The sequence below is a fragment of the Brevundimonas terrae genome (genome assembly GCF_011761985.1).
GTDB classification, from domain to species: domain Bacteria; phylum Pseudomonadota; class Alphaproteobacteria; order Caulobacterales; family Caulobacteraceae; genus Brevundimonas; species Brevundimonas terrae.
The window spans coordinates 87,530-106,308 of record NZ_JAASQT010000005.1; the positions used below are offsets into that span (position 1 = coordinate 87,530).

The 18,779-nt window shown below is 61.3% G+C and carries 19 protein-coding genes; 11 read left to right on the forward strand and 8 right to left on the reverse strand.

The genetic code is table 11. The features are described 5' to 3' along the window. Positions 1-29 precede the first annotated feature (29 nt). Together FHS64_RS11680 and FHS64_RS11685 are read left to right on the forward strand one after the other, a co-directional pair. Complete coding sequence (locus tag FHS64_RS11680; protein ID WP_167178480.1) at positions 30-446, forward strand: TadE/TadG family type IV pilus assembly protein; 417 nt, start codon at positions 30-32, stop codon at positions 444-446. Beyond that, the gene (locus FHS64_RS11685) at positions 446-2,086 is read left to right on the forward strand and encodes a TadG family pilus assembly protein (RefSeq protein ID WP_167178482.1); all 1,641 of its coding nucleotides are present in this window, start codon (positions 446-448) and stop codon (positions 2,084-2,086) included. Before FHS64_RS11680 ends, FHS64_RS11685 begins: the two co-directional genes overlap by 1 nt. Positions 2,087-2,173: 87 nt before the next feature. Here FHS64_RS11685 and FHS64_RS11690 read toward each other — a convergent pair whose 3' ends face one another. Next, positions 2,174-3,526, reverse strand: coding sequence for a M23 family metallopeptidase (locus FHS64_RS11690; protein WP_167178484.1), 1,353 nt, complete (start codon positions 3,524-3,526; stop codon positions 2,174-2,176). Positions 3,527-3,903: 377 nt separating this feature from the next. Between FHS64_RS11690 and FHS64_RS14375 the strand changes: the two genes are divergently transcribed. The 4 genes from FHS64_RS14375 to FHS64_RS11710 all read left to right on the forward strand — a co-directional run bounded on the left by FHS64_RS14375 (position 3,904) and on the right by FHS64_RS11710 (position 8,457). Further along, complete coding sequence (locus FHS64_RS14375; RefSeq protein WP_167178486.1) at positions 3,904-7,215, forward strand: intermembrane phospholipid transport protein YdbH family protein; 3,312 nt, start codon at positions 3,904-3,906, stop codon at positions 7,213-7,215. A 106-nt stretch (positions 7,216-7,321) separates the two neighbouring features. Further along, a complete protein-coding gene (locus FHS64_RS11700) occupies positions 7,322-7,513 on the forward strand; it encodes a YnbE family lipoprotein (protein WP_167178488.1) in 192 nt (63 codons plus the stop codon). A gap of 15 nt (positions 7,514-7,528) precedes the next feature. After that, positions 7,529-7,885, forward strand: coding sequence for a YdbL family probable chaperone protein (locus FHS64_RS11705; RefSeq protein WP_167178490.1), 357 nt, complete (start codon positions 7,529-7,531; stop codon positions 7,883-7,885). Between the two features lie 125 nt (positions 7,886-8,010). Continuing rightward, positions 8,011-8,457 carry a COG3650 family protein gene (locus FHS64_RS11710; RefSeq protein ID WP_167178492.1) on the forward strand — a complete coding sequence of 149 codons (447 nt, stop codon included), beginning with the start codon at positions 8,011-8,013 and terminating at the stop codon, positions 8,455-8,457. 36 nt (positions 8,458-8,493) lie between these two features. On the opposite strand, the gene FHS64_RS11715 is transcribed toward FHS64_RS11710, so the two are convergent. Continuing rightward, complete coding sequence (locus tag FHS64_RS11715; protein WP_167178494.1) at positions 8,494-8,631, reverse strand: entericidin A/B family lipoprotein; 138 nt, start codon at positions 8,629-8,631, stop codon at positions 8,494-8,496. Positions 8,632-8,761: 130 nt separating this feature from the next. Between FHS64_RS11715 and FHS64_RS11720 the strand changes: the two genes are divergently transcribed. The 4 genes from FHS64_RS11720 (at position 8,762) to rplS (ending at position 13,579) form a co-directional block, all read left to right on the forward strand. Further along, positions 8,762-10,426 (forward strand): thiamine pyrophosphate-dependent enzyme, encoded by a 1,665-nt coding sequence (locus tag FHS64_RS11720; RefSeq protein ID WP_167178496.1) that lies wholly within the window; start codon positions 8,762-8,764, stop codon positions 10,424-10,426. Positions 10,427-10,505: 79 nt separating this feature from the next. Continuing rightward, a complete protein-coding gene (locus FHS64_RS11725; RefSeq protein WP_167178498.1) occupies positions 10,506-12,356 on the forward strand; it encodes a DUF885 domain-containing protein in 1,851 nt (616 codons plus the stop codon). Positions 12,357-12,444: 88 nt separating this feature from the next. Then, a complete protein-coding gene (trmD, locus tag FHS64_RS11730; RefSeq protein ID WP_167178500.1) occupies positions 12,445-13,155 on the forward strand; it encodes a tRNA (guanosine(37)-N1)-methyltransferase TrmD in 711 nt (236 codons plus the stop codon). Positions 13,156-13,171: 16 nt separating this feature from the next. Further along, positions 13,172-13,579, forward strand: a complete 408-nt coding sequence (rplS, locus tag FHS64_RS11735) for a 50S ribosomal protein L19 (protein WP_167178502.1) — start codon at positions 13,172-13,174, stop codon at positions 13,577-13,579. A gap of 72 nt (positions 13,580-13,651) precedes the next feature. Here the strand turns inward: rplS and FHS64_RS11740 are convergent, their stop codons facing one another. The 5 genes from FHS64_RS11740 to FHS64_RS11760 all read right to left on the reverse strand — a co-directional run bounded on the left by FHS64_RS11740 (position 13,652) and on the right by FHS64_RS11760 (position 17,404). Then, complete coding sequence (locus FHS64_RS11740; RefSeq protein ID WP_167178504.1) at positions 13,652-14,098, reverse strand: PA2169 family four-helix-bundle protein; 447 nt, start codon at positions 14,096-14,098, stop codon at positions 13,652-13,654. A 66-nt stretch (positions 14,099-14,164) separates the two neighbouring features. Further along, positions 14,165-15,010 (reverse strand): tryptophan 2,3-dioxygenase, encoded by an 846-nt coding sequence (locus tag FHS64_RS11745; protein ID WP_167178506.1) that lies wholly within the window; start codon positions 15,008-15,010, stop codon positions 14,165-14,167. 47 nt (positions 15,011-15,057) lie between these two features. After that, positions 15,058-15,549 (reverse strand): YciI family protein, encoded by a 492-nt coding sequence (locus tag FHS64_RS11750; protein WP_167178508.1) that lies wholly within the window; start codon positions 15,547-15,549, stop codon positions 15,058-15,060. Between the two features lie 141 nt (positions 15,550-15,690). Beyond that, positions 15,691-16,212, reverse strand: coding sequence for a CHAP domain-containing protein (locus FHS64_RS11755; protein ID WP_167178510.1), 522 nt, complete (start codon positions 16,210-16,212; stop codon positions 15,691-15,693). A gap of 139 nt (positions 16,213-16,351) precedes the next feature. After that, the gene (locus tag FHS64_RS11760; protein WP_167178512.1) at positions 16,352-17,404 is read right to left on the reverse strand and encodes an acyltransferase family protein; all 1,053 of its coding nucleotides are present in this window, start codon (positions 17,402-17,404) and stop codon (positions 16,352-16,354) included. Positions 17,405-17,586: 182 nt separating this feature from the next. Here FHS64_RS11760 and FHS64_RS11765 point away from each other — a divergent pair, with 182 nt between their 5' ends. Next, a complete protein-coding gene (locus FHS64_RS11765; RefSeq protein ID WP_167178514.1) occupies positions 17,587-18,021 on the forward strand; it encodes a YidB family protein in 435 nt (144 codons plus the stop codon). Here FHS64_RS11765 and truA read toward each other — a convergent pair whose 3' ends face one another. Then, on the reverse strand, positions 18,022-18,771 hold the full coding sequence (gene truA, locus FHS64_RS11770) for a tRNA pseudouridine(38-40) synthase TruA (RefSeq protein WP_167178516.1): 750 nt from the start codon (positions 18,769-18,771) through the stop codon (positions 18,022-18,024). Positions 18,772-18,779 lie beyond the last annotated feature (8 nt).

Below are 18,779 nucleotides of genomic sequence, written 5' to 3' on the forward strand. Positions count from 1 at the left end.
ATAACGTTGGTATTTGGAGGCATCCCCCCATGCTTCGAATAGTAAATCGTAATCAAGACGAGCGACGTGGCTCGATTGCCGTTGAATTCGCACTCATTGCGCCGATCCTGCTGTTCATGATGATCGGTATGATTGTCTATGGTGGCTGGTTCTGGCTGGCCCACTCGGTGCAATCTCTGGCCTATGAATCTGCCCGTGCATCGCTGGGCGGTCTGGATGCAGCCGAGCGGCAGCAATTGGCGCTGGATTTTGTCTCCACGCGCGGAAACCAGATGGGCGTACCGGTCAGCACCAATGATGTCGTTGTGGTCAGTGACGCGCAGGTTGTATCCGTCAAAATCGACTATGACATCAGTAATCACCCCATCATGGCTCTCAAAAGCCTGACCGTGCCGCCGCCGCAAACCATCAAACGCGAGGCCGTTGTTCGTCTGGGCGGATATTGATGAAGGCTTTGCTGCAAAAGCTGCGGGCGTTTCGCCAGAATACGCAAGGCGGCGTCGCCATTATCGGCGCGGCGGCGATCGTTCTGTTTGTTGTGCTGGCCGCTTTGGCAATTGATCTGGGATCTTTGACGCTCAAGGCGCGCGAGGTTCAGGGAGCGGCCGATCTGGCGGCGCTTTCGGCTGCGCGTAACCTGCCCGCAGCCAGCGCAGCGGCCAGTGCGACGGCAAAGGCCAATCTGGGACCGGACATTACCGTCACCACCCAGACCGGCGTCTATCTGGCCGAACGCACGATCCAACCGAAAAACAGGTTTACCGTTGGCGGTGCCACACCGAATGCCGCCCGCGTGACGATCAGGGGCGAGGCCCCGCTTTTCTTTGCCGGTATTTTCGGGGCCAAGACCGCACCTGTAACCCGTACGGCAACAGCAGCCCTGCCAGGATCAAAGCCGAGCGCAGTCTTCTCGATCGGCTCGCGTCTGTTGGGATTGAACCGGGGTCTGGTCAACGGCCTGCTTGGCTCGCTGCTGGGCTCGAACGTCAGCCTGTCGGTGATGGACTATAACCGCCTTCTGGGGGCGGATGTGAACCTGTTGCAGTTTGTGGATGCGCTTGCCGTCGATCTGGGCGTAGAGGCGGGCAATTACGACCAGTTGCTGACGCACAATGTGACGACTGGCCAGTTGCTGCGTGTATTGAGCACGCTTGCCGATGATGGTGACAGGGCCGTGCTGGGTCAGTTGACGGGCGCGAGTCTGGATATACCGATCAAGGTGGGCCAGTTGGTCGGTGTGGATGCCAATGCACGCGATGGACTGCGTCGCGCGCTGGATCTGGACGTGGCGGCTCTGGACTTGATTATGGCCAGTCTCGAAACGGCCAATAGCAACCGGCAACTGGCGTTGAACGGTGATGTGAACGCCATACTGGCCGATATCCGTATTATGGCGGCCATCGGAGAGCGTCCGAACAACTCGTCATGGATAACGGTTTCGGCAGGTGGAACCCCGATCATCCGCACCTCGCAAACGCGCGTGTTTGTGCGTGCCAAGACTAAAAATCTGGTGGACGAACTGGTCTCGGTTGATCTGCAACTGTTTGCCGAAGTCGCCTCTGCCGAGGCCAAGATCAAGGACATCCAGTGTGCGCCCGCCAAGCGTGTGGACGTGGATGCCCGTACGGGACTGCTCAGGCTAAGCGTGGGGCGCGTCACGAACCCCCAGGATTTGCAGAATTTCAAAATACGTATCAACACCGAGGATCTGGTGTTGGCCGAAGTGCTGCTGCTGCCGTTGAAAATCTACGCCAATGTCGAAAGTAACGACACGAAATGGCAGACCTTACGGTTCTCGGATGCACAGATCAGCGCGAAGACACCGCAAACCGTGCGTTCCAAGGAAATCGGTTCCAGCCTTCTGGCGACGCTGGGTCAACAAACGAAGATCACCTTCTTGGGCCTGCAACTGGGCTGGATCGTGAATCTTCTGACCCCGCTGCTGGTGCCGCTGGGTTATCTTCTGGATGTGATCCTGAACCCGTTATTGCGCCTGTTGGGGATCGGGCTGGGCGAGGCCGATGTGGTGGTTCTAGGCATCAACTGTCCGGGCGGCATTGGCGGCATTCCCTATCTGGTGGGCTAGGGCGCGGGAGCAAAAAGAAGCGCGGGAGCCAAAGAAAAAGGCGCGGGAATCAAAACCCGCGCCTTTTGATTTTTAGATGTGCCGATCTTAGCTTTCGATCGGACGTAGGCCGCTCGAAGCGTTCTGCACGACCGGACGGCTTTGGCCGCCGGCGGCGATGATACGGTCAATACGGGCCTTTTCGGCACGGAAGGCAGCCAGTTCGGTGCCTGCCAGAATAGTGCCTTCTTGCGTGCGGACGCTGGCCGGATTGATACGCTGGCCGTTGCGCCACATTTCATAGTGCAGGTGCGGACCGGTCGAGTTGCCGGTATTGCCGACATAGCCGATCACCTGACCTTGGGTGACGCGCTGACCGGCGCGGGCACCGGCGGCAAAGCGCGACAGGTGACCATAACCGGTCTCAAGACCGTTGGCGTGGCGCACGCGAATCCAATTGCCATAGCCACCCCAGCGGCGCGCTTCGACGATCACACCATCGGACGGAGCCACAATGGGGGTGCCGGTCGAGGCGGCAAAGTCCATCCCCTGGTGCATCTTGCGATAACCGGAGATCGGGTGGGTACGGTAGCCGTAGTTGGACGAGACGCGGCGGAAATTCTGCAGCGGGGTCCGCATCATGGTGCTGCGGACGTTTTTGCCGGTGGAGTCGAAATACTCGACCTTGCCCGTACCGGGGCGCTCGAAGCGATAGAAGACCTGGCCTTTAAGCTCGGCATACATCAGGTCGCCGGTTTCGATCGTGCGGCCCGATTCGGTGACCGAGCGGTCGAAGACGAGGGTGAACTCGTCGGCCGAACGGACATCGCGTTGCATGTCGAACTTGTGGGCGAACAGCTGGCTGGCGCGGCGCACAACCGCCGAGGTCGCACCCAGCTCACGGGCCGAAGCCGACAGCGAGCCTTGAACCTTGTCACGGGCGACGACGGTTTCGTGCGTAATCTTTTCGTCCAGCGAACGCAGGCGCAGGGCACCGTCGAAGCTGCGCGAGACGGTCAACTGGCTGGCAGGACCGGTACGCATGGTCAGGCCGATCAGGCGGGCCTCGCCTACGCCACCGCGCGGACGCGAGACAGCGGTTTCAAACTTGGCACCGGCGCGAATGTCTTTGAGGTCGAAGGCGCTGGCGATGGTGGCGGCAACGGCGCTGGCGTCTTCGGCGCGGACGCCGGCGCGGCGCACGGCCTGCTCGAAGGTTTCGCCGCGACGAATTTGAACCGGAACGGCTTCCGGTGCGTTAAGTCCTGCAGGAGCCGCAGCAGCCGCATAGGCCTGCGTTTCCAGATAGGCTGTCTGTTGGGGCGTAAGAACCGGCAGTTCCTGGGCCTCGGACGCAGCGAAGGGTTTGCCCGCCAGCAGGGCAATGCCAATGGCAGCCGCTGTAGTCAGCAGGTGAGGGGCAAGCCGCAACGGTTGGCGGCGAGGATCGAACTGGGTCATTGTTCCCCGGTATTCGACGACGCACGAATGCGCCCAACGAAGTTTGAACTCATGCCTTCTTCCCTTCAAAGGCACGAAGCGACCTGTATAGACCGACTGTGCCAGTATGGGAAGCAGGGATGTTACATTGATGTAACAAGCCGATTGCTCGTTAGGGTTGCAGTCTTTTACGGAACCTTTTGGCGAAAGTTGGACGCCGGAAATTTTGTCGGACAAACTACCAGATGCTGTGGTGCCTCGATAAGGCCACTACTAAACCTTAGCGAGGCGGACTGGATATGAGTATGCTGCCCTATACGTTAAGGCGAGGTTTTGAACCTTGGCCGCACCAGGGGATTTGTATCTAGGTTGTGTCGAAACGATCGAAAAGCAGGCCTGTGAGCAGCAATATTCCTGAATCTTCCACAGAAACGTCGCCAGAAACGTCACCAGCGGGCCAAAAGGCCAAGCGTCAGTCCAAGAGATTAGCCTTGGGCTGCGTCGGCACGGGGCTGACGGTTGGCGCTCTGGCGGTGATACTGGGGGCAGGTGCTCTCTATGTAGGGCGCCGGGCCGTGGCCGAAGAGGTTCTGGTTGGCTGGTTGCACCGGCGCGGGATCGCAGCCGATGTACAGGTCGAGCGTATCGAGTGGGACGGCTTTACCGGCCGTATTATTGTCGGCAATCCCGATGATCCGGATGTGCGCATCGACAGGGTCGAGGTTGATTATCTGATCGGCCTGCCGTGGATGCAGGAGGGCCTTAGTCTGACCCCCAAGCGGGTCTTGCTGTCCCGTCCGGTCATCAAGGCGGAATGGACCGGCCAGAAACTGTCCTTCGGGGCACTGGACCCGCTGATCGAAGAATTTACGACCAAGCCGCAGGGGGCAAAGAAACCCGGTCCGCTGATTATCGTCGACAAGGGACAGGCCGTATTGGCCACGCCCTATGGGCAGATCACGGCGCTGGCCGATGCCCGCATCAACGATATGCGGCTGGAATGGCTGAAGGCGTCGCTTAATCCTGCGGCCCTGACGCTGGATGATATGAAGGCGACGGGCCTGAAGGCCCAGATCGAGGCCCGCAGCACCGGCGATGCCCTGACCTTTAGCGGCGAAGCCTCTGCAGACACCCTGTCCACGAGCGACCTGTCGGGAACCGGTACTACACTTTCGCTAAAGGGGCAGGTTCCCTATCCGCAAAAGGATGTGCTGCAAGCCAAGGGGCCTGTCACGCTGGAGGGGCAGTTTAATCTGGCCTCTCTGGAGGGCGAAGCCGTCACAGCACAGGCCATGAGCGGTCGTCTGGACTGGAGCGGTCAACTGACCGGCTGGATCGACAGTTTTGTGTTGAACGGGCGCGGCTCTGTTGATGCGGCGGCGCAGGAACTGGTGGCAAACGGACAGGCGCTTTCGGGTGTCCGCATGGCCTCGCAGGATACGGCCTTGAGCATCAGTCGCGGCCAGATGGCGGGCGAAAGCACAGCGCCGGATCAGGGCACGGCTTTCAAATGGAAGTTGGAAGGCCCGCTCCAATTGGCGGCGGCGCGTCTGCGTTCAGGCGAGAACCGTCTGAATAATGTGCAACTGGTGTCCCCGCGCCTCAAGGCAGGCGGCGAAGACGGCCAGATGGAGGTGCAGGCACCTCTGACATTGCTGGCATCCGAGGTGGTGGCGGGTGATCTGCAGATGCGTCAGGTGCGCGGCCAGTTTGTACTGGATGGCCAGCGCGGCTTGGTGACGCGCATTGCCTTGAACGGCAGTCTGGCGGCGAATGGCCGCTTTAACGGACTGGGGCCGGTCAAGGCGGATGATGCAGTCCAGATCGAGCAACTGAAACGCGCAGCGAGTGATTTCACCCTGTCGGCGCCTGCACTGTCTCTGGTGCAAAATAACCGTGGGCTGGGCGTACAGCTTGATGCGCCGGTCCAGATTCGGGCGCGCAACGGGGTCGAGGTGCGTTTGGCGGCGCTGGGTGGTCCCGTACTGCGCATGGCGGGCGGTGCACCTGAAGGGGCCATACAGCTCAGCGTGACGGGACAGGATATCCCGAACCTGAATGTGGATGTCACGTCGTGGCAGGCGGCCAATGGCGGACTGACGGCACAGTTGAAGGCGAACGGCCAGACCGATTTTGACCCGCTGCGGGGTGTGGCGCTGCAAACGGCGGGTACATTGAGCCTTCGCAATGGTATTACGACCTATCAGGTCCGTGACTGTGCCAGCCTTCAGGCGCGTCAGGTCCAGATCGGCGAGAACAATCTGGATCAGTTGTCGGCCCGTCTTTGTGCCGACGGTCGCCCGCTGTTCACGGCCCAGCAAGGTCGGTGGGAACTGGCGGGCCGCTTGGCCGATACGCAGTTGCAGGCCAGCTTCCTTGAGCTGGACCTCGACAATGGCGCAGGGCGTTTGCGCGTCTCGGGCCAGCAAGACGATCTGTCCATGCGCCTGTCCGATATTGCGGCCACGGTTAAAGACAGCCCCGATATTGCCGAGGCACGGATCAATCCGCTGGGCGTGGGCGGCGAGGTGTCGCTGACACGCGGGGTGTGGAACGGGGCTTTGAACCTGTCGCGCGAGAATGACCGTCTGGCGACGGTAAATCTGGTGCACGCCAATGCCACCCATGAGGGGCGGCTGGACTTGCAGGCCGGACCTCTGGCCTTTGCTGCCGATGGACTGCAACCGGGGGCCATCAGCCCGCTGTTGCAAGACTATATCGTCAATGCCAGCGGGGATGCCATCGGCATGGATGGCGAGGTGGTCTGGTCGGCCAAGAGCGTGACCAGTCAGGGACGGATCATCATCGGCAATGGTCTGGCCGAGGATAAGCAAAGTGCGGGCCTGTCGTTTGATACGCCGATGGGGCGTCTGGTGGGGCTGCGCGGCACGGTGCAGGTGACAGACCTGCTGAAGCTGGAAACGGCATCGGACCAGATGCTCAGCGCCGAACGCCTCGACAGCGTGATGCCGATTACCGATCTCAAACTGACCATGGGTCTGGGCGAAGGTGCGCTGAATATTTCGCAGGCCTCGCTAAAGCTGGATGCAGGCGGTGTGAGCGTTCGTGATGTGGTGGTGCCGCTCAACGCGGTCGATCCGGTCCATGGTCTGATCCAGGTCGACAATCTTCAGGTGAACGACCTGCTGATTGCGGCCAGTCTGGGCGAGAAGGCCAAGCTGGACGCCCGCCTGAACGGCCAGATCCGGTTCGACTACCAGCGCCAGCGGGGCTGGCAGTTCCATTCGGTCGATCTGAGGGCGCAGGGCGGCCACCTGTCGGTCCAGCCCGAAGTGCTGACGGGCATGTCTGCCGAGGGCGGCGATGTACACACCGCCAGCGGCCCCGATATCGAAATACCGCCCAATGCGGTGCAGGGCTTTGCCTATCAGGCGCTGGAAAATCTGGCGATCAATGATCTGAGCGCCGACGTTTACACCCTGCCCGAAGGGCGTCTGGCCGTGAACTTCCGTATTCAGGGCTATCACGCCCCGCCGCAGAAACAGGAATTGCGGATTTCGATCATGGACCTGTTCAATGGCAAGCTGATGGAGCGCAAGCTGCCCTTGCCGTCCGGCGCGCCGGTGATCCTCAATCTGAGAACCGACTGGAATGCCAACGAGCTGGCCACCGATATCTATCATCTGATGCAGCGCCGCTTTGCCGATTTGAGCGTGGTCGGGGCTGACGAGGGTGACGAACAAAAATGACGGCGACAGCACACGCAAAAAGATGCAACTGTTGCCGTTCACAACCCGTTCAGGCGTAAACGGGTCTATAAGCTATACGTGTACTGGACTAACCGGAGAAATCGTTATGTTGGACAAACGACAGTTCACCCTGTTTGCCCTTGCCGGGGCAATGGCGGGTACTGCGGCCTGTACACCTACGGTAAGAATCGCTTTCGACAAGCCGTTGGAAATCAATGCGAACCTGAGAGCGGATATTGTTATCAAGCTTGACGAAGAGCTGAAGAAGCTCTTCCAAGAAAACCCGAACCTGTTCTAAGTCAGGAGGCATAGAATGGCCTATCGTAAACTCTTTATCGCTGTTGCCGCCGCTGCTGCACTGGGTGTGGCTGGTGGTGTGATGGCGCAAACCTCGGGCCAGAAGGCTCTGGTGGATGCCGCCAAGGCCGAAGGCCGCGTCGGCGAACAGGCCGATGGCTATCTGGGCATTCGCACCACGGTCGAGGCCGATACGCGTGCGGCTGTCGATGCCATCAATAATGGTCGCCGCGATGCCTATGCCCGTACGGGCAGCCAGGCCGGTACCTCGGCCGCTGTGGCTGGCGAGCGTATGTTTGAAACCCGCCTGTTCCCGAACGTGTCGTCGGGCCAGTGGTACCGCAATGCTGCGGGCCAGTGGGTCCAGAAATAACCCGCACGAAAATGCGGAGCGTACAGCGCTAACCAACAGGGCCGATTTCCGTAACGGGGATCGGCTCTTGGCGTTTTAAGGGCGGCGATTCTGCTGCCGCAGCTTTGAAAACTGGGAGAGGGCGAATGCGCGCTTTGGTAGGTTTGGGACTGGTTCTGGCACTGGGTGCCTGTGATACGTCCGCGCCGGTAAAACCGGCTGGCGAAAAGGCCCCCGAGGCCAAGCTGGGTTCGGTGGTTCTGGATGCGCCGATCCGCGCACTGGGCACCGAGCCGTTCTGGCATGTCGATATCGAGGCGACGGGTCTGGTTCTGACCCGCATCGACCAGCAACCGCTGACGGCCCCGAACAAGGGCTTCGAGATCAAGGGCAATGTGGCGCATTGGGCTTCGGCCCTGCCGGACCAGACACCGTTTAAAGTCACGCTGACCGGCGCGGACTGCTCGGACGGTATGAGCGACCGCATTTATCCGCTGAGCGCCATGCTCGAGGTCGGCACCGAGACCCTGACCGGCTGCGCGGCCTCGGTCGAGGCTCTGGGACGTGCCAGTGAGGCCGGGCGCGTCGAATAGCGCCCGCCTCTATTGGCCCGTTACGTGCGGGACAGCTTAGCGTTTAGCCTGTTCCGAGCCATTGGTGACGGCACGGCCCGCGGCCTGAACGTCGCGGCCGATGCCGGCAACCGTATTGCAGGCCGACACGGCCAGAGCGGCAGCGATCATGCCGAGGGCGATAATCTTGCGCATGATAATTCTCTCGATAAGGGGTTGATCCGGTTGGCGACCATCGTTCTATGCGGGTATGACAGCCAGTGGTCGCCAGCATAAGGGCGACTGTACAATATTCGAGCCTTAACCGGTATCCTGACAGGTAAACATGATCCAGCCCGCCGCCAACTCCGCCCGCCGACTGGTTGAAACCCTTGTGCTGAACGGCGCGGACAAGGTGTTCTGCGTACCGGGCGAAAGTTATCTGGCGGTGCTGAACGAGCTCTATGATGTACGCGACAAGATCGAGGTCATCATCTGCCGTCACGAGGCCGGTGCCGCCAATATGGCCGAGGCCTATGGCAAGCTGACGGGCAAGCCGGGCATCTGCATGGTGACACGCGGGCCAGGCGCAACGCAGGCGGCGGTGGGCATCCATACGGCCCAGCAGGATTCCACGCCGCTGATCATGTTTGTCGGCCAGATCGCCCTGTCGGACCGTGGCCGCGAAGCGTTTCAGGAAGTCGATTACCGCCAGACCTTTGGCTCTTTGGCCAAGTGGGCAACCGAGATCGAAAGCCCCGAGCGCACAGTTGAAATCGTCGAGCGCGCCTTTGCGACCGCGCTTCAGGGCCGCATGGGGCCGGTGGTTATCGCCCTGCCGGAAAACCTGCTGCACGACGATGGTGGCCCTGCGCCCGTTCGCGCCGTCAAACCGGCCCGCGCTGCGCTTGATCCGGCCTTTGTCGAGGAATTGAAGGCCAAACTGGATCAGGCGAAAAGCCCGCTTCTGGTGCTGGGCGGTTCGGGCTGGACCGATGAGGCTAGCCACGCCATTGCAGGCTGGGCGGAAAAGAACGGCATCCCGACGGCCCTGTCATTCCGCCGCAAGGACCTGATCCCCAATAGCCACCCCGTCTATGCGGGTGATCTGGGTATCGGTTGCGCCCCCAAGCTGATCGAGCGCGTCAAACAGACGGACCTGATGATCGTCATCGGTGCGCGTCTGGGCGAGAACGCCACCCAAGGCTACACCACGCTGTCGCGTACCGGTACGGCGCAAAATCTGGTTCACATCCATCCGGGGGCCGAGGAACTGGGCCGCGTATGGACCCCGCTGATGTCGGCCTGTGCCGATAACAGCCTTGCCGCTCTGGCGATCTCGCAGATCGAAACGACCGGCCAGTGGCACGATCAGGCCAAGGCCGCGAATGAGGCCTATCTGGCCTTCTCCTCGCCGATCGAAACGGTGGGCGATGTGAACCTGTCGGAGGTGGTGCACCATCTGACGACGGGCCTGCACAGCGATGCGGTTCTGACCAATGGCGCGGGTAATTTCGCGGCATGGCTGCACCGTTTTTATCGTCACCAGTGCCGCCGTGCGCAACTGGCACCGACCTCGGGGGCCATGGGCTATGGCTACCCGGCGGCGGTGGCGGCCAAGGTCATGATGCCCGAGCGTCAGGTGGTCTGCTTTGCCGGTGACGGCGACTTTATGATGAGCGCTTGTGAAATGGCGACGGCGGCCCAATATGGTCTCGGCGTCATCGTGATCGTGGTCGATAACGCCACCTACGGCACCATCCGTATGCATCAGGAAACCCAGTATCCGGGTCGCGTGATCGGCACCGACCTCAAGAACCCCGATTTTGTGAAATATGCCGAGGCCTTTGGCGCATTTGCCACCAAGGTCACCCGCACGGCAGACTTCCCTGCGGCCTTGGCCGAGGCCTGCGCCGCCAGCGCCAAGGGACAACCGGCCCTGATCCATCTGATCGCCGATACCGAACAGATTTCGCCCGCCAAGACCATCACCCAGCTGCGTGGCGGCTGACCGACATCACGGCGTAATCTTGTAAGCGCGGCCGATTGCTGAAACTGTGCCCCCCACTGTTTGTGAGGGGGAGTGTTTTATGCGTCGTATTTTGATCTCATCGGTGGCGGCACTGGGCTTTGGGGGTTTGGCGTTCGGGGCGCTGGCACCAGTGGCCATGGCGGCCGAGCCGCCTGTCGTTGTGGCAACGGCGCAGGGCGAGGATGCCCGTCTGGCCGAATGGTTCGAGGCCGCCTATCAGGCCCGTCTGGCGCTCAGCCCGATGGGCATGACCTCGATGGGCATGAAGACCGACTATGACAAGCTGGACGACAACTCGGCGGCGGCACAGGCCCGCGCCATGGCCATGTCGGAAACCCAGCTTGCGGCCCTGAAGTCGTCGTTCGACACGACCAAGCTCAGCCCGCAAAGCCAGCTTTCGGTGCGTCTGTTTGAATATCAGGTGCAGCAGGGGCGTCTGTCGAACCAGTGGCGCGACTGGGGCTTCCAATTTGCCGCCAACGGCAATCCGACCACCAGCCTGCCGGTATTCCTGATCAACACCCACCGCGTGGACAGCGTGGCCGATGCCGAGGCCTATGTTGCGCGTCTGGTCGATACCGAACGCTATATGGGACAGGTCGCCACCACCCTGCGCGAGCGCACGGCCAAGGGCATTGTCTCGCCGATGTTCGTGTTCGAGCCGTCGTTCGACAATACCCGCGCGGTGATCGCGGGTGCACCGTTCGATACGGGTGCCGATAACCCTGTCTGGGCCGACATCAATAAAAAAGTGGCGGCACTGGATACGGATGCCGCGACCAAGGCCCGCCTTCTGGACGAAGCGCGCGCCGCCCTGACCGGACCCTATAAACGCGGTTTCGATACTGTGCTGACCGCGCTGGGCGAGGCGCAGGCCAAGGCCGACAGCAATGACGGCGTGTGGCGTCTGCCGGATGGCGAGGCGTATTATAATGCCCGTCTTCAGCTTTCGACGACGACCGACCTGACCGCCGACCAGATCCACAATATCGGTCTGGCCGAAGTGGCGCGTATTCAGGCCGATATGGAGGTCATCAAGCAAAAGGTCGGCTTTACCGGTACCCTGCAAGAATTCTTCACCTTCATCAAAACCGACCCGCAGTTCCAGTATCCGAATACGCCTCAGGGCAAGGAAGCCTTCCTGACCGATGCGCGTGGCTATGTGGCGCGGGTGATGGATATGGCCCCGCAATGGTTCAGCACCCTGCCCAAGGCGGCGCTGGAAGTTCGCGCAGTCGAGCCGTTCCGCGAGGCCACCGCCTCGGTCGCCTTCTATAACCGTCCGGCACCGGACGGCTCGCGTCCGGGCATCTATTATATGAACCTGTCGGACATGACGCAGGTTCTGAAGCCGCAGGTCGAGGGTATCAGCCTGCACGAAGGCGCACCGGGCCACCACTTCCAGATCGCCTATGCCCAGGAAATGGAGGGCGTGCCGTCCTTCCGTCGCTTTGGCGGCTATGGGGTCTATTCGGAAGGCTGGGGTCTGTACTCCGAGCAACTGGGCAAGGAGATGGGCTTCTATCAGGACCCCTATTCCGACTTTGGCCGTCTCTCGACCGAGTTGTGGCGCGCGGTGCGTCTGGTGCTGGATACGGGCCTGCATGCCAAGCAGTGGAGCCGCGAGCAGGCGATGGACTATTTCCGCCATAACTCGCTTCTGTCGGAGCGCGACATCCAGAAGGAAACCGAGCGCTACATCACCAATCCGGGGCAGGCGACCAGCTACAAGATCGGTGAGCTGAAGATTTTTGAACTGCGTCGCAAGGCCCAGAGTGCACTGGGTGACAGGTTCGATATCCGCGACTTCCACACGGTGGTGCTCGGCTCGGGTGCCGTGCCTCTACAGGTGCTGGAGGAACAGGTGGATGCATGGATCGCCCAAGGGGGCGGTGCGCCAAACCTGTAAAGACGGACGGTTCCTATAGGGCGGGGGCGGAAAGGTTCAGACCTTCCGCCCCTCGCTTTTTGAGGGTGACGGCGCTAAAGGGCGCGGCATGGCTTTTACCGCAACCGTCCTGACCATGTTCCCCGAGGCTTTCCCTGGCCCGCTCGGCGTTTCGCTGATCGGTACGGCGTGGCGCGAGAAGGGGCTGTGGAATCTGGAAACGCTGGACATTCGTGCGTTTTCCGAGGATAAGCGCGGCTTCCTGGATGACACCCCTGCGGGTGGCGGTCCGGGTCAGGTACTCAAAGCGGACGTGGTGGCGCGGGCTCTCGATAGCTTGCAAGGTCCCCCTCGGCCGCTTTTGTACATGAGCGCACGTGGCAGACCCCTGACACAGGCGCGAGTGAAGGAATGGGCGAAGGCCGACGGTATCGTCGTGCTGTGCGGCCGTTTCGAGGGGGTGGACCAGCGGGTGCTCGACGCACGCGGGTTCGAGGAGGTCTCCGTCGGAAACGCGGTCCTTGCCGGTGGCGAGGCGGCGGCCATGGTGGCGATCGAGGCGTGCGTCCGGTTGGTTCCGGGGGTCTTGGGTGCGGCGGAAAGCCTGTCGTCCGAGAGCTTCGAAGACAACCTGCTTGAACATCCGCAGTACACAAGGCCGCGGACATTCGAGGGGCACGACATTCCGGAAATCCTGCTGTCCGGCGATCATAAAAAGATCGCAAAGTGGCGTCAGGAGAAACGGGAAGAGACGACGCGGGAGCGACGCCCAGACCTCTGGGAGCAGCATCTCGCCAACTTACAGCTAAAGAGCAAATAAGCTCCGGAGATAGACCATGAACATCGTTCAGCAGCTCGCTGCAGAAGAAAAAGCCCGCCTGCTCGAAGGCAAGACCATTCCTGACTTCCAGCCGGGTGACACCCTGCGCGTGAACGTCCGCATTAAGGAAGGTGAGCGCGAGCGCATCCAGGCCTTCGAAGGCGTCTGCATCGCCCGTGACGGCGGCGGCATCAACGAGACCTTCACGGTCCGCAAGATTTCGTTCGGTGAAGGTGTGGAACGTCGCTTCCCGATCCTGTCCCCGAACGTCGACTCGATCGAAGTCAAGCGTCGCGGCGTCGTCCGTCGCGCCAAGCTGTACTACCTGCGCGACCGTCGCGGTAAGTCGGCACGTATCGCCGAGCGTCAAACCGCTCGCAAGGTTGTCGTTCCGACCACCGGCGAAGGCTCGACCGAAGCTTAAGTTTAGCCCTCGGCTGAATGTGAAGAACCCCGCTGCGATGCAGCGGGGTTTTTTGTTATCGCGGTCGCGCGATCAGACTTGCGGATCGGCCAGATCGCCAAGCTGGCTATCGCTCAGGGGCGGCTGTTCCAGACCCCGGCGCACAATGTCGCGTGTGGTGACCGACAGCGCCGTGTCGGCGGCGGCATTTTCGAAACGCTCGCGCACATGGGCCTCTGCGGAATGGGTCAAGGTGTAGATGCTGTCATGATTGCCCAGCAGGGCTTGTTTGAAGCCGCTGAAGGCGCGCTGGGCCTTGGCGAGGATCGAGCCATTGTCCTCGGGCGAACCACCCCGTTCACGCACGGCCACTTTCAGGGTTTCGGCCAGTTGCAGGTGTTGCGAGGCGCGGCGGTCCAGCCACTGGCTGTGGCGCGGCTCTATGGTGTCGCGGGCGGCCTCGGTATAGCCGTCTGCGCAATCGATCAAGGCCTCGATCAGGCCGTTCAGAACCTTGATGTCGTGGGCGTTGGCACTCATGGATTACTCCGGTGACGGGGCTGAAGTCGGTATGACTTCAACTCCCGTCGCCGGATAAAGGTTGCCCTAGAGCTTGGTGCGCAGGGTCCATAGCTCGGGGAAGCAACGGCGTTTCAGCGTGTCGACCAGATAGCCGACGCCGTCGGTGCCGCCGGTGCCCATCTTGCGGCCGATGATGCGTTCCACGGTCACCACATGCTTATGGCGCCATGTCAGCAGGGCATCGTCCAGATCGACCAGTTTTTCAGCCAACTGGTACAGCGGCCACCATTTTTCGGTGTTGCGGTAAACTTCCAGCCATGCCGCCTCGACACCCGGATGGGCCTCGTAGGTGGCCGAGACGTCGCGGTTCAGAACCTCGGCCGGAATGTCCAGACCGGCCAGCGACATCTGGCGCAGGGCATCGTCATAGAGGCTGGGCGCATTCAGGGCTTCGACCAGCGCGGCGTGTGCCTGAGGGCGTTCGGCGTGGAAGCGCAGGAAGCGCGGGTCTTTCAGACCCAGCATGGTTTCAAAGCGACGGAACTGGTCGCTCTGGAAGCCCGAGGAGGAGCCCAGATCGCCACGGAATTTCAGATAGTCGGCGGGCGTCATGGTGGCGAGGATGTCCCAGCTCTGGGTCATCACGGCCTGAATGCGGCTGACGCGGGCCAGCGACTTATAGGCGGGGACCAGATCACCGGCGCGGATCAGGCTTTGGGCCAGCGCGACCTCGTGCAGGATTTGCTTGAGCCACAACTCCTTGGTCTGGTGGATGATAACGAACAGCATTTCGTCATGCTGGTCACTGCGCGGGTTCTGGGCCGACAGCAGGGTGTCGAGGTCCAGATAGCCCGCATAGGTGATGCCTTGCGGTTCGTGGCGGGCGGTCTCGATGGCGTGACCGCGGATGTCGTCGGTGGGCGATGTCATGGGGCGAATATCGCCTGTTCGCGCGGCGAGAGCCAGTGCCTAGATGGTTATTGCGGTGCCGGTTTTTGCAAGGTCGCGTGCAGGTCATTGACCGTCATCAGAGCCGCCGAGCCGTAATAGCGGCTATATTCGACGACAAAGACACCGGCCTCAACCGTGGGGTCTGTATCGACCCACTGGCGGGCGGTTTCGATATCGGGCGTGGCCAGAATGAACAGGCCTCGGCGTCCGTCCTCGCCGCCCAGAGGCCCCGCCAGCACCAGATGGCCTTCATCGGCGAGGCGGGTCATGTTGGCGAAATGGCCCGCAAACAGGGCGGCGCGTTGCTCGCGATCGGTGATCTCGGCGTCACGCGGGCCGGTTTTCAATATGGCCAACACAAAGGGGCGCATGCCGCGTTCATCCGCGCCCAGCTTTTCGGCCAAGGCTGCATCATAGGACGGCGTGGCGGGCGTGGCCTCCTGTGCCACAGCCGACAGGGGTGCGGTGCCCAGAAGCAGGGCGCACAGTATCGCAAGGATAGAGGAACGGCTGGACATGGCGGGCTCCTGTAGCAAGGTCTGCACAATGCGCTCCATGCCGGAATGCGACAAGCGCCCGTCCGATATAACCACTGCCGATACAACAAGAGCCGGTGCGATATCCCGCACCGGCTCTTGTTTGAAATCTGGGTGTTTGGCCTATTCGCCTGCGGTGTCTGTGACTGTCGCGGCAGCCTGTTGGCCTGCTGCCGAAGCCTCGGCGGCGCTTTGATAGATAAAGCCGTAGGTCGGGTATTCGGTGGTGCCCAGATCGTTGATCGGGTTGTACCAGACCTTGACGCGGCTCCAGTCGCCACTGCCGGACACATCGACGACGGTGACATTTTCTTCGACCTTGCCACGGCTGCCGCCCCAGTTGGCATGGGTCACGCGGATAACGCGGTCGGTCAGAACATCGGAAACAACCGCGACGTGGCCTGCCTGCATACGGCCATGCGGCTGGAAGACGAGGACGGAGCCGGTTGCCGGTGCGTCGCCGGTGCGGAAACGGTCAACGGCTTGGCGCCACCAGGTCCAGGCATCGCCGAAGATCTGGATGCCCGAGAACATGCGCGCGAAGGTCACGCACTGCCAGTATGGGTCTTTGGCTTCCACCTGCGCAGGGGCAAGGGTGAAGAAGCCGAGGGTTGCCGCGAGAGCGGCGGCAGTGAGCCGTTTCATGAACTGGCGTGCTCCGGACTTATTTAAGGTCTGTGGCGACAGTCCTAGAGTATGATCACCAATAGTTGAAGCTTTGTTTCAATCTGTATCTAAAAAAATCGGCAAGTTCCGTGGGTAAATCGGGCGTTCAGCGGGAATTTCAGCGGCGCAGAAACTGTCGGGCCGGACGCTCGATCAGGTGATGGGCGAGGGCTGAAACCACGATGAGGCCGATGATAATCCCGAGCCAGATCAACAGATTGAACTGCTTGTCGGCATCGCCCGTCAGACGCGCCACCAGATTGGTGGACACCATCAGCCACGGCGCACAGCACATATAGATCGCATAGCTGATCTCCCCCAGCCACACGGAGGGTTTGGATGATAAAAGCGGGATGTTGCGATCCGACAGGCTGGCCAGTGCAACAATCAGACTGCCGCAGGACAGCACGGTCAGGGTGTCGGACCCCAGCCATCCGGCGCTGAGCAACACAAGGACGACGGCCAAAACTGTCCCTGCCAGCGGGCGGTGCAACGGGCCTTGACGATAGGCCAGATAAAGGGCGCAGCCATAGGCAAAGCACGGCACGATCCGCAAAGCGCCCCAGTGATAGGTCGCCTGTGTCAGCGAAAATCCGGCCCAAAGCGGAAACAGAAGATGCAGCGCGACCAGAAAATTCGCGGCCAGAAGGACCGCCAGCAACGGCCTGTTTCGCAGTCGCCATGCGCCAAAGGCATAGGCAGGGAAGGTCAGATAGGCGAACCATTCAGCGGATATGGACCATGACGGATGGTTCCAGCCTGCCTCATGGGTGAAACCCCATGCGTGGACCATCAACAGGTTGGGAATAAAGCTCTGCCAGTTCAGCACATTGTGGCTGATGGCTATGCCCGCAGCCCCCGCAGCCAACCCCAGCGCCATGACGGCCAGAAGCGTGGCCAAGTGTAGCGGGTAAATGCGTGCCAGCCGTGCCCGGATAAACGCCTTGTAGGAAAACTGACCCGCGCCGAACCGCTCTAGATAGACGTGGCAGAGGATGAAGCCGGACAGCACAAAGAACAGATCGACGCCCAGATAGCCCTTTTCGACCAGAAGCGGAGCCAGCGTGGTGTCCAGATGCGGCCAGAAGCTGAACAGCACCACCCACAAGGCGGCAACAAAACGTAAGCTGGTGAGCGGGCGCAGGTTTTTGGGGGCAGGAATCTGGGTCATCTTGGGCCGGATGGATTGATTGCCCCGATTTTATGCAGTTACGGTGCCAGCGTTATGCGTGCGTGGCGCGATGTCCCTGTCTGTCACGAAAGTTTGCAAAATACATATCGGCCCGTCCGCTGGGGCAGGTCATAGTCACGCTTGAAATACGGGCGAATGCTCGCCCCTTGGGAGACAAAGATATGAGCTTTCTGGATGGATTGCTGGGCAAGGGCGGAATGCCGGGCGGAGCGGATGCTCTGGGCGGCGTGCAGGACCTGATTGAATCCCAGGGCGGTGTTCAGGGCCTGACCCAGAAACTGGGTGCCGGTGGTCTTGGCGACATGGCCGCATCGTGGATCGGCAAGGGCGGCAATATGCCGATCTCGGCCGAACAGATCGAAAATGTTCTGGGGTCTGGCCCGATCGGTGATTTTGCCAAGCGTCTGGGCGTCTCGCCGCAACAGGCCGCCGGTGTCATCGCCATGGCCCTGCCGATGGTGATCGACAAGCTGACGCCGGATGGCGATGCCGCCAATGCCAAGTCGGGCGTGGATGCCGGTGATCTGCTGGGTGGACTTCTCGGCGGCGGTGGCGGCGGTCTTGGTGGCCTGCTGGGCGGACTGCTGAAGAAGTAATCAGCTTTCCGTGTCGTAGGTGACGCCGGTCAGATAAAGGCCGTCCGATGGTGCAACGGGTCCGCAGCGAATGCGGTCTGCGGCATCGAGGGCGGCCTTGAACTGTTCCGGGCTCCAGCGGCCCAAGCCCACCTCGGCCAGTGATCCGGTCATGGAGCGGACCTGACGGTGCAGGAAGCTGCGTGCTTCGAACACCAGATGCACTTCGGCCCCGACGCGGGTCACGCGGGCCACATCCATGCTTTTGATCGGGCTTTGCGCCTGGCACTGGGCATCGCGGAAGGTGGTAAAGTCGTGCTGTCCTAACAGGTACTGGGCCGCGACATGCATCGCCTTGGCATCCAGCTCTTTCTTCACATGCCAGACATGGCCCTGCTCGATGGCGGGGCGACCGGCACGGTTGAGGATGCGGTACAGATATTTGCGCCCATTGGCGGTGAAACGGGCATGCCAGTCGTCACTGACGGGCACGCAGTCCAGCACCGAGACCCGCTCAGCCAGCATATGCGCGTTCATGGCGTTCATGACGGTGCGGGCGGGCCAGTCCTTGTCCAGATCGACATGGCAGGTCTGGCCGGTGGCGTGAACGCCCGTATCGGTGCGGCCCGCCGCAGCAATCCGCACATCCTGACCGCTGAATGCCTTGATGGCAGCCTCCAGCGCGCCCTGAACCGTCGGCTGGTCCTTCTGGGCCTGAAAGCCGTTATAAGACGCGCCGTCATATTCGACCGTGAAGCGGTAGCGGGGCATGGCTAGGC

Coding starts and splice junctions, on each gene's coding strand:
- FHS64_RS11680 (WP_167178480.1), top strand. CDS start 30: ATGCTTCGAATAGTAAATCGTAATCAAGACGAGCGACGTGGCTCGATT.
- FHS64_RS11685 (WP_167178482.1), top strand. CDS start 446: ATGAAGGCTTTGCTGCAAAAGCTGCGGGCGTTTCGCCAGAATACGCAA.
- FHS64_RS11690 (WP_167178484.1), bottom strand. CDS start 3,526: ATGACCCAGTTCGATCCTCGCCGCCAACCGTTGCGGCTTGCCCCTCAC.
- FHS64_RS11700 (WP_167178488.1), top strand. CDS start 7,322: ATGTTGGACAAACGACAGTTCACCCTGTTTGCCCTTGCCGGGGCAATG.
- FHS64_RS11705 (WP_167178490.1), top strand. CDS start 7,529: ATGGCCTATCGTAAACTCTTTATCGCTGTTGCCGCCGCTGCTGCACTG.
- FHS64_RS11710 (WP_167178492.1), top strand. CDS start 8,011: ATGCGCGCTTTGGTAGGTTTGGGACTGGTTCTGGCACTGGGTGCCTGT.
- FHS64_RS11715 (WP_167178494.1), bottom strand. CDS start 8,631: ATGCGCAAGATTATCGCCCTCGGCATGATCGCTGCCGCTCTGGCCGTG.
- FHS64_RS11720 (WP_167178496.1), top strand. CDS start 8,762: ATGATCCAGCCCGCCGCCAACTCCGCCCGCCGACTGGTTGAAACCCTT.
- FHS64_RS11725 (WP_167178498.1), top strand. CDS start 10,506: ATGCGTCGTATTTTGATCTCATCGGTGGCGGCACTGGGCTTTGGGGGT.
- trmD (WP_167178500.1), top strand. CDS start 12,445: ATGGCTTTTACCGCAACCGTCCTGACCATGTTCCCCGAGGCTTTCCCT.
- rplS (WP_167178502.1), top strand. CDS start 13,172: ATGAACATCGTTCAGCAGCTCGCTGCAGAAGAAAAAGCCCGCCTGCTC.
- FHS64_RS11740 (WP_167178504.1), bottom strand. CDS start 14,098: ATGAGTGCCAACGCCCACGACATCAAGGTTCTGAACGGCCTGATCGAG.
- FHS64_RS11745 (WP_167178506.1), bottom strand. CDS start 15,010: ATGACATCGCCCACCGACGACATCCGCGGTCACGCCATCGAGACCGCC.
- FHS64_RS11750 (WP_167178508.1), bottom strand. CDS start 15,549: ATGTCCAGCCGTTCCTCTATCCTTGCGATACTGTGCGCCCTGCTTCTG.
- FHS64_RS11755 (WP_167178510.1), bottom strand. CDS start 16,212: ATGAAACGGCTCACTGCCGCCGCTCTCGCGGCAACCCTCGGCTTCTTC.
- FHS64_RS11760 (WP_167178512.1), bottom strand. CDS start 17,404: ATGACCCAGATTCCTGCCCCCAAAAACCTGCGCCCGCTCACCAGCTTA.
- FHS64_RS11765 (WP_167178514.1), top strand. CDS start 17,587: ATGAGCTTTCTGGATGGATTGCTGGGCAAGGGCGGAATGCCGGGCGGA.
- truA (WP_167178516.1), bottom strand. CDS start 18,771: ATGCCCCGCTACCGCTTCACGGTCGAATATGACGGCGCGTCTTATAAC.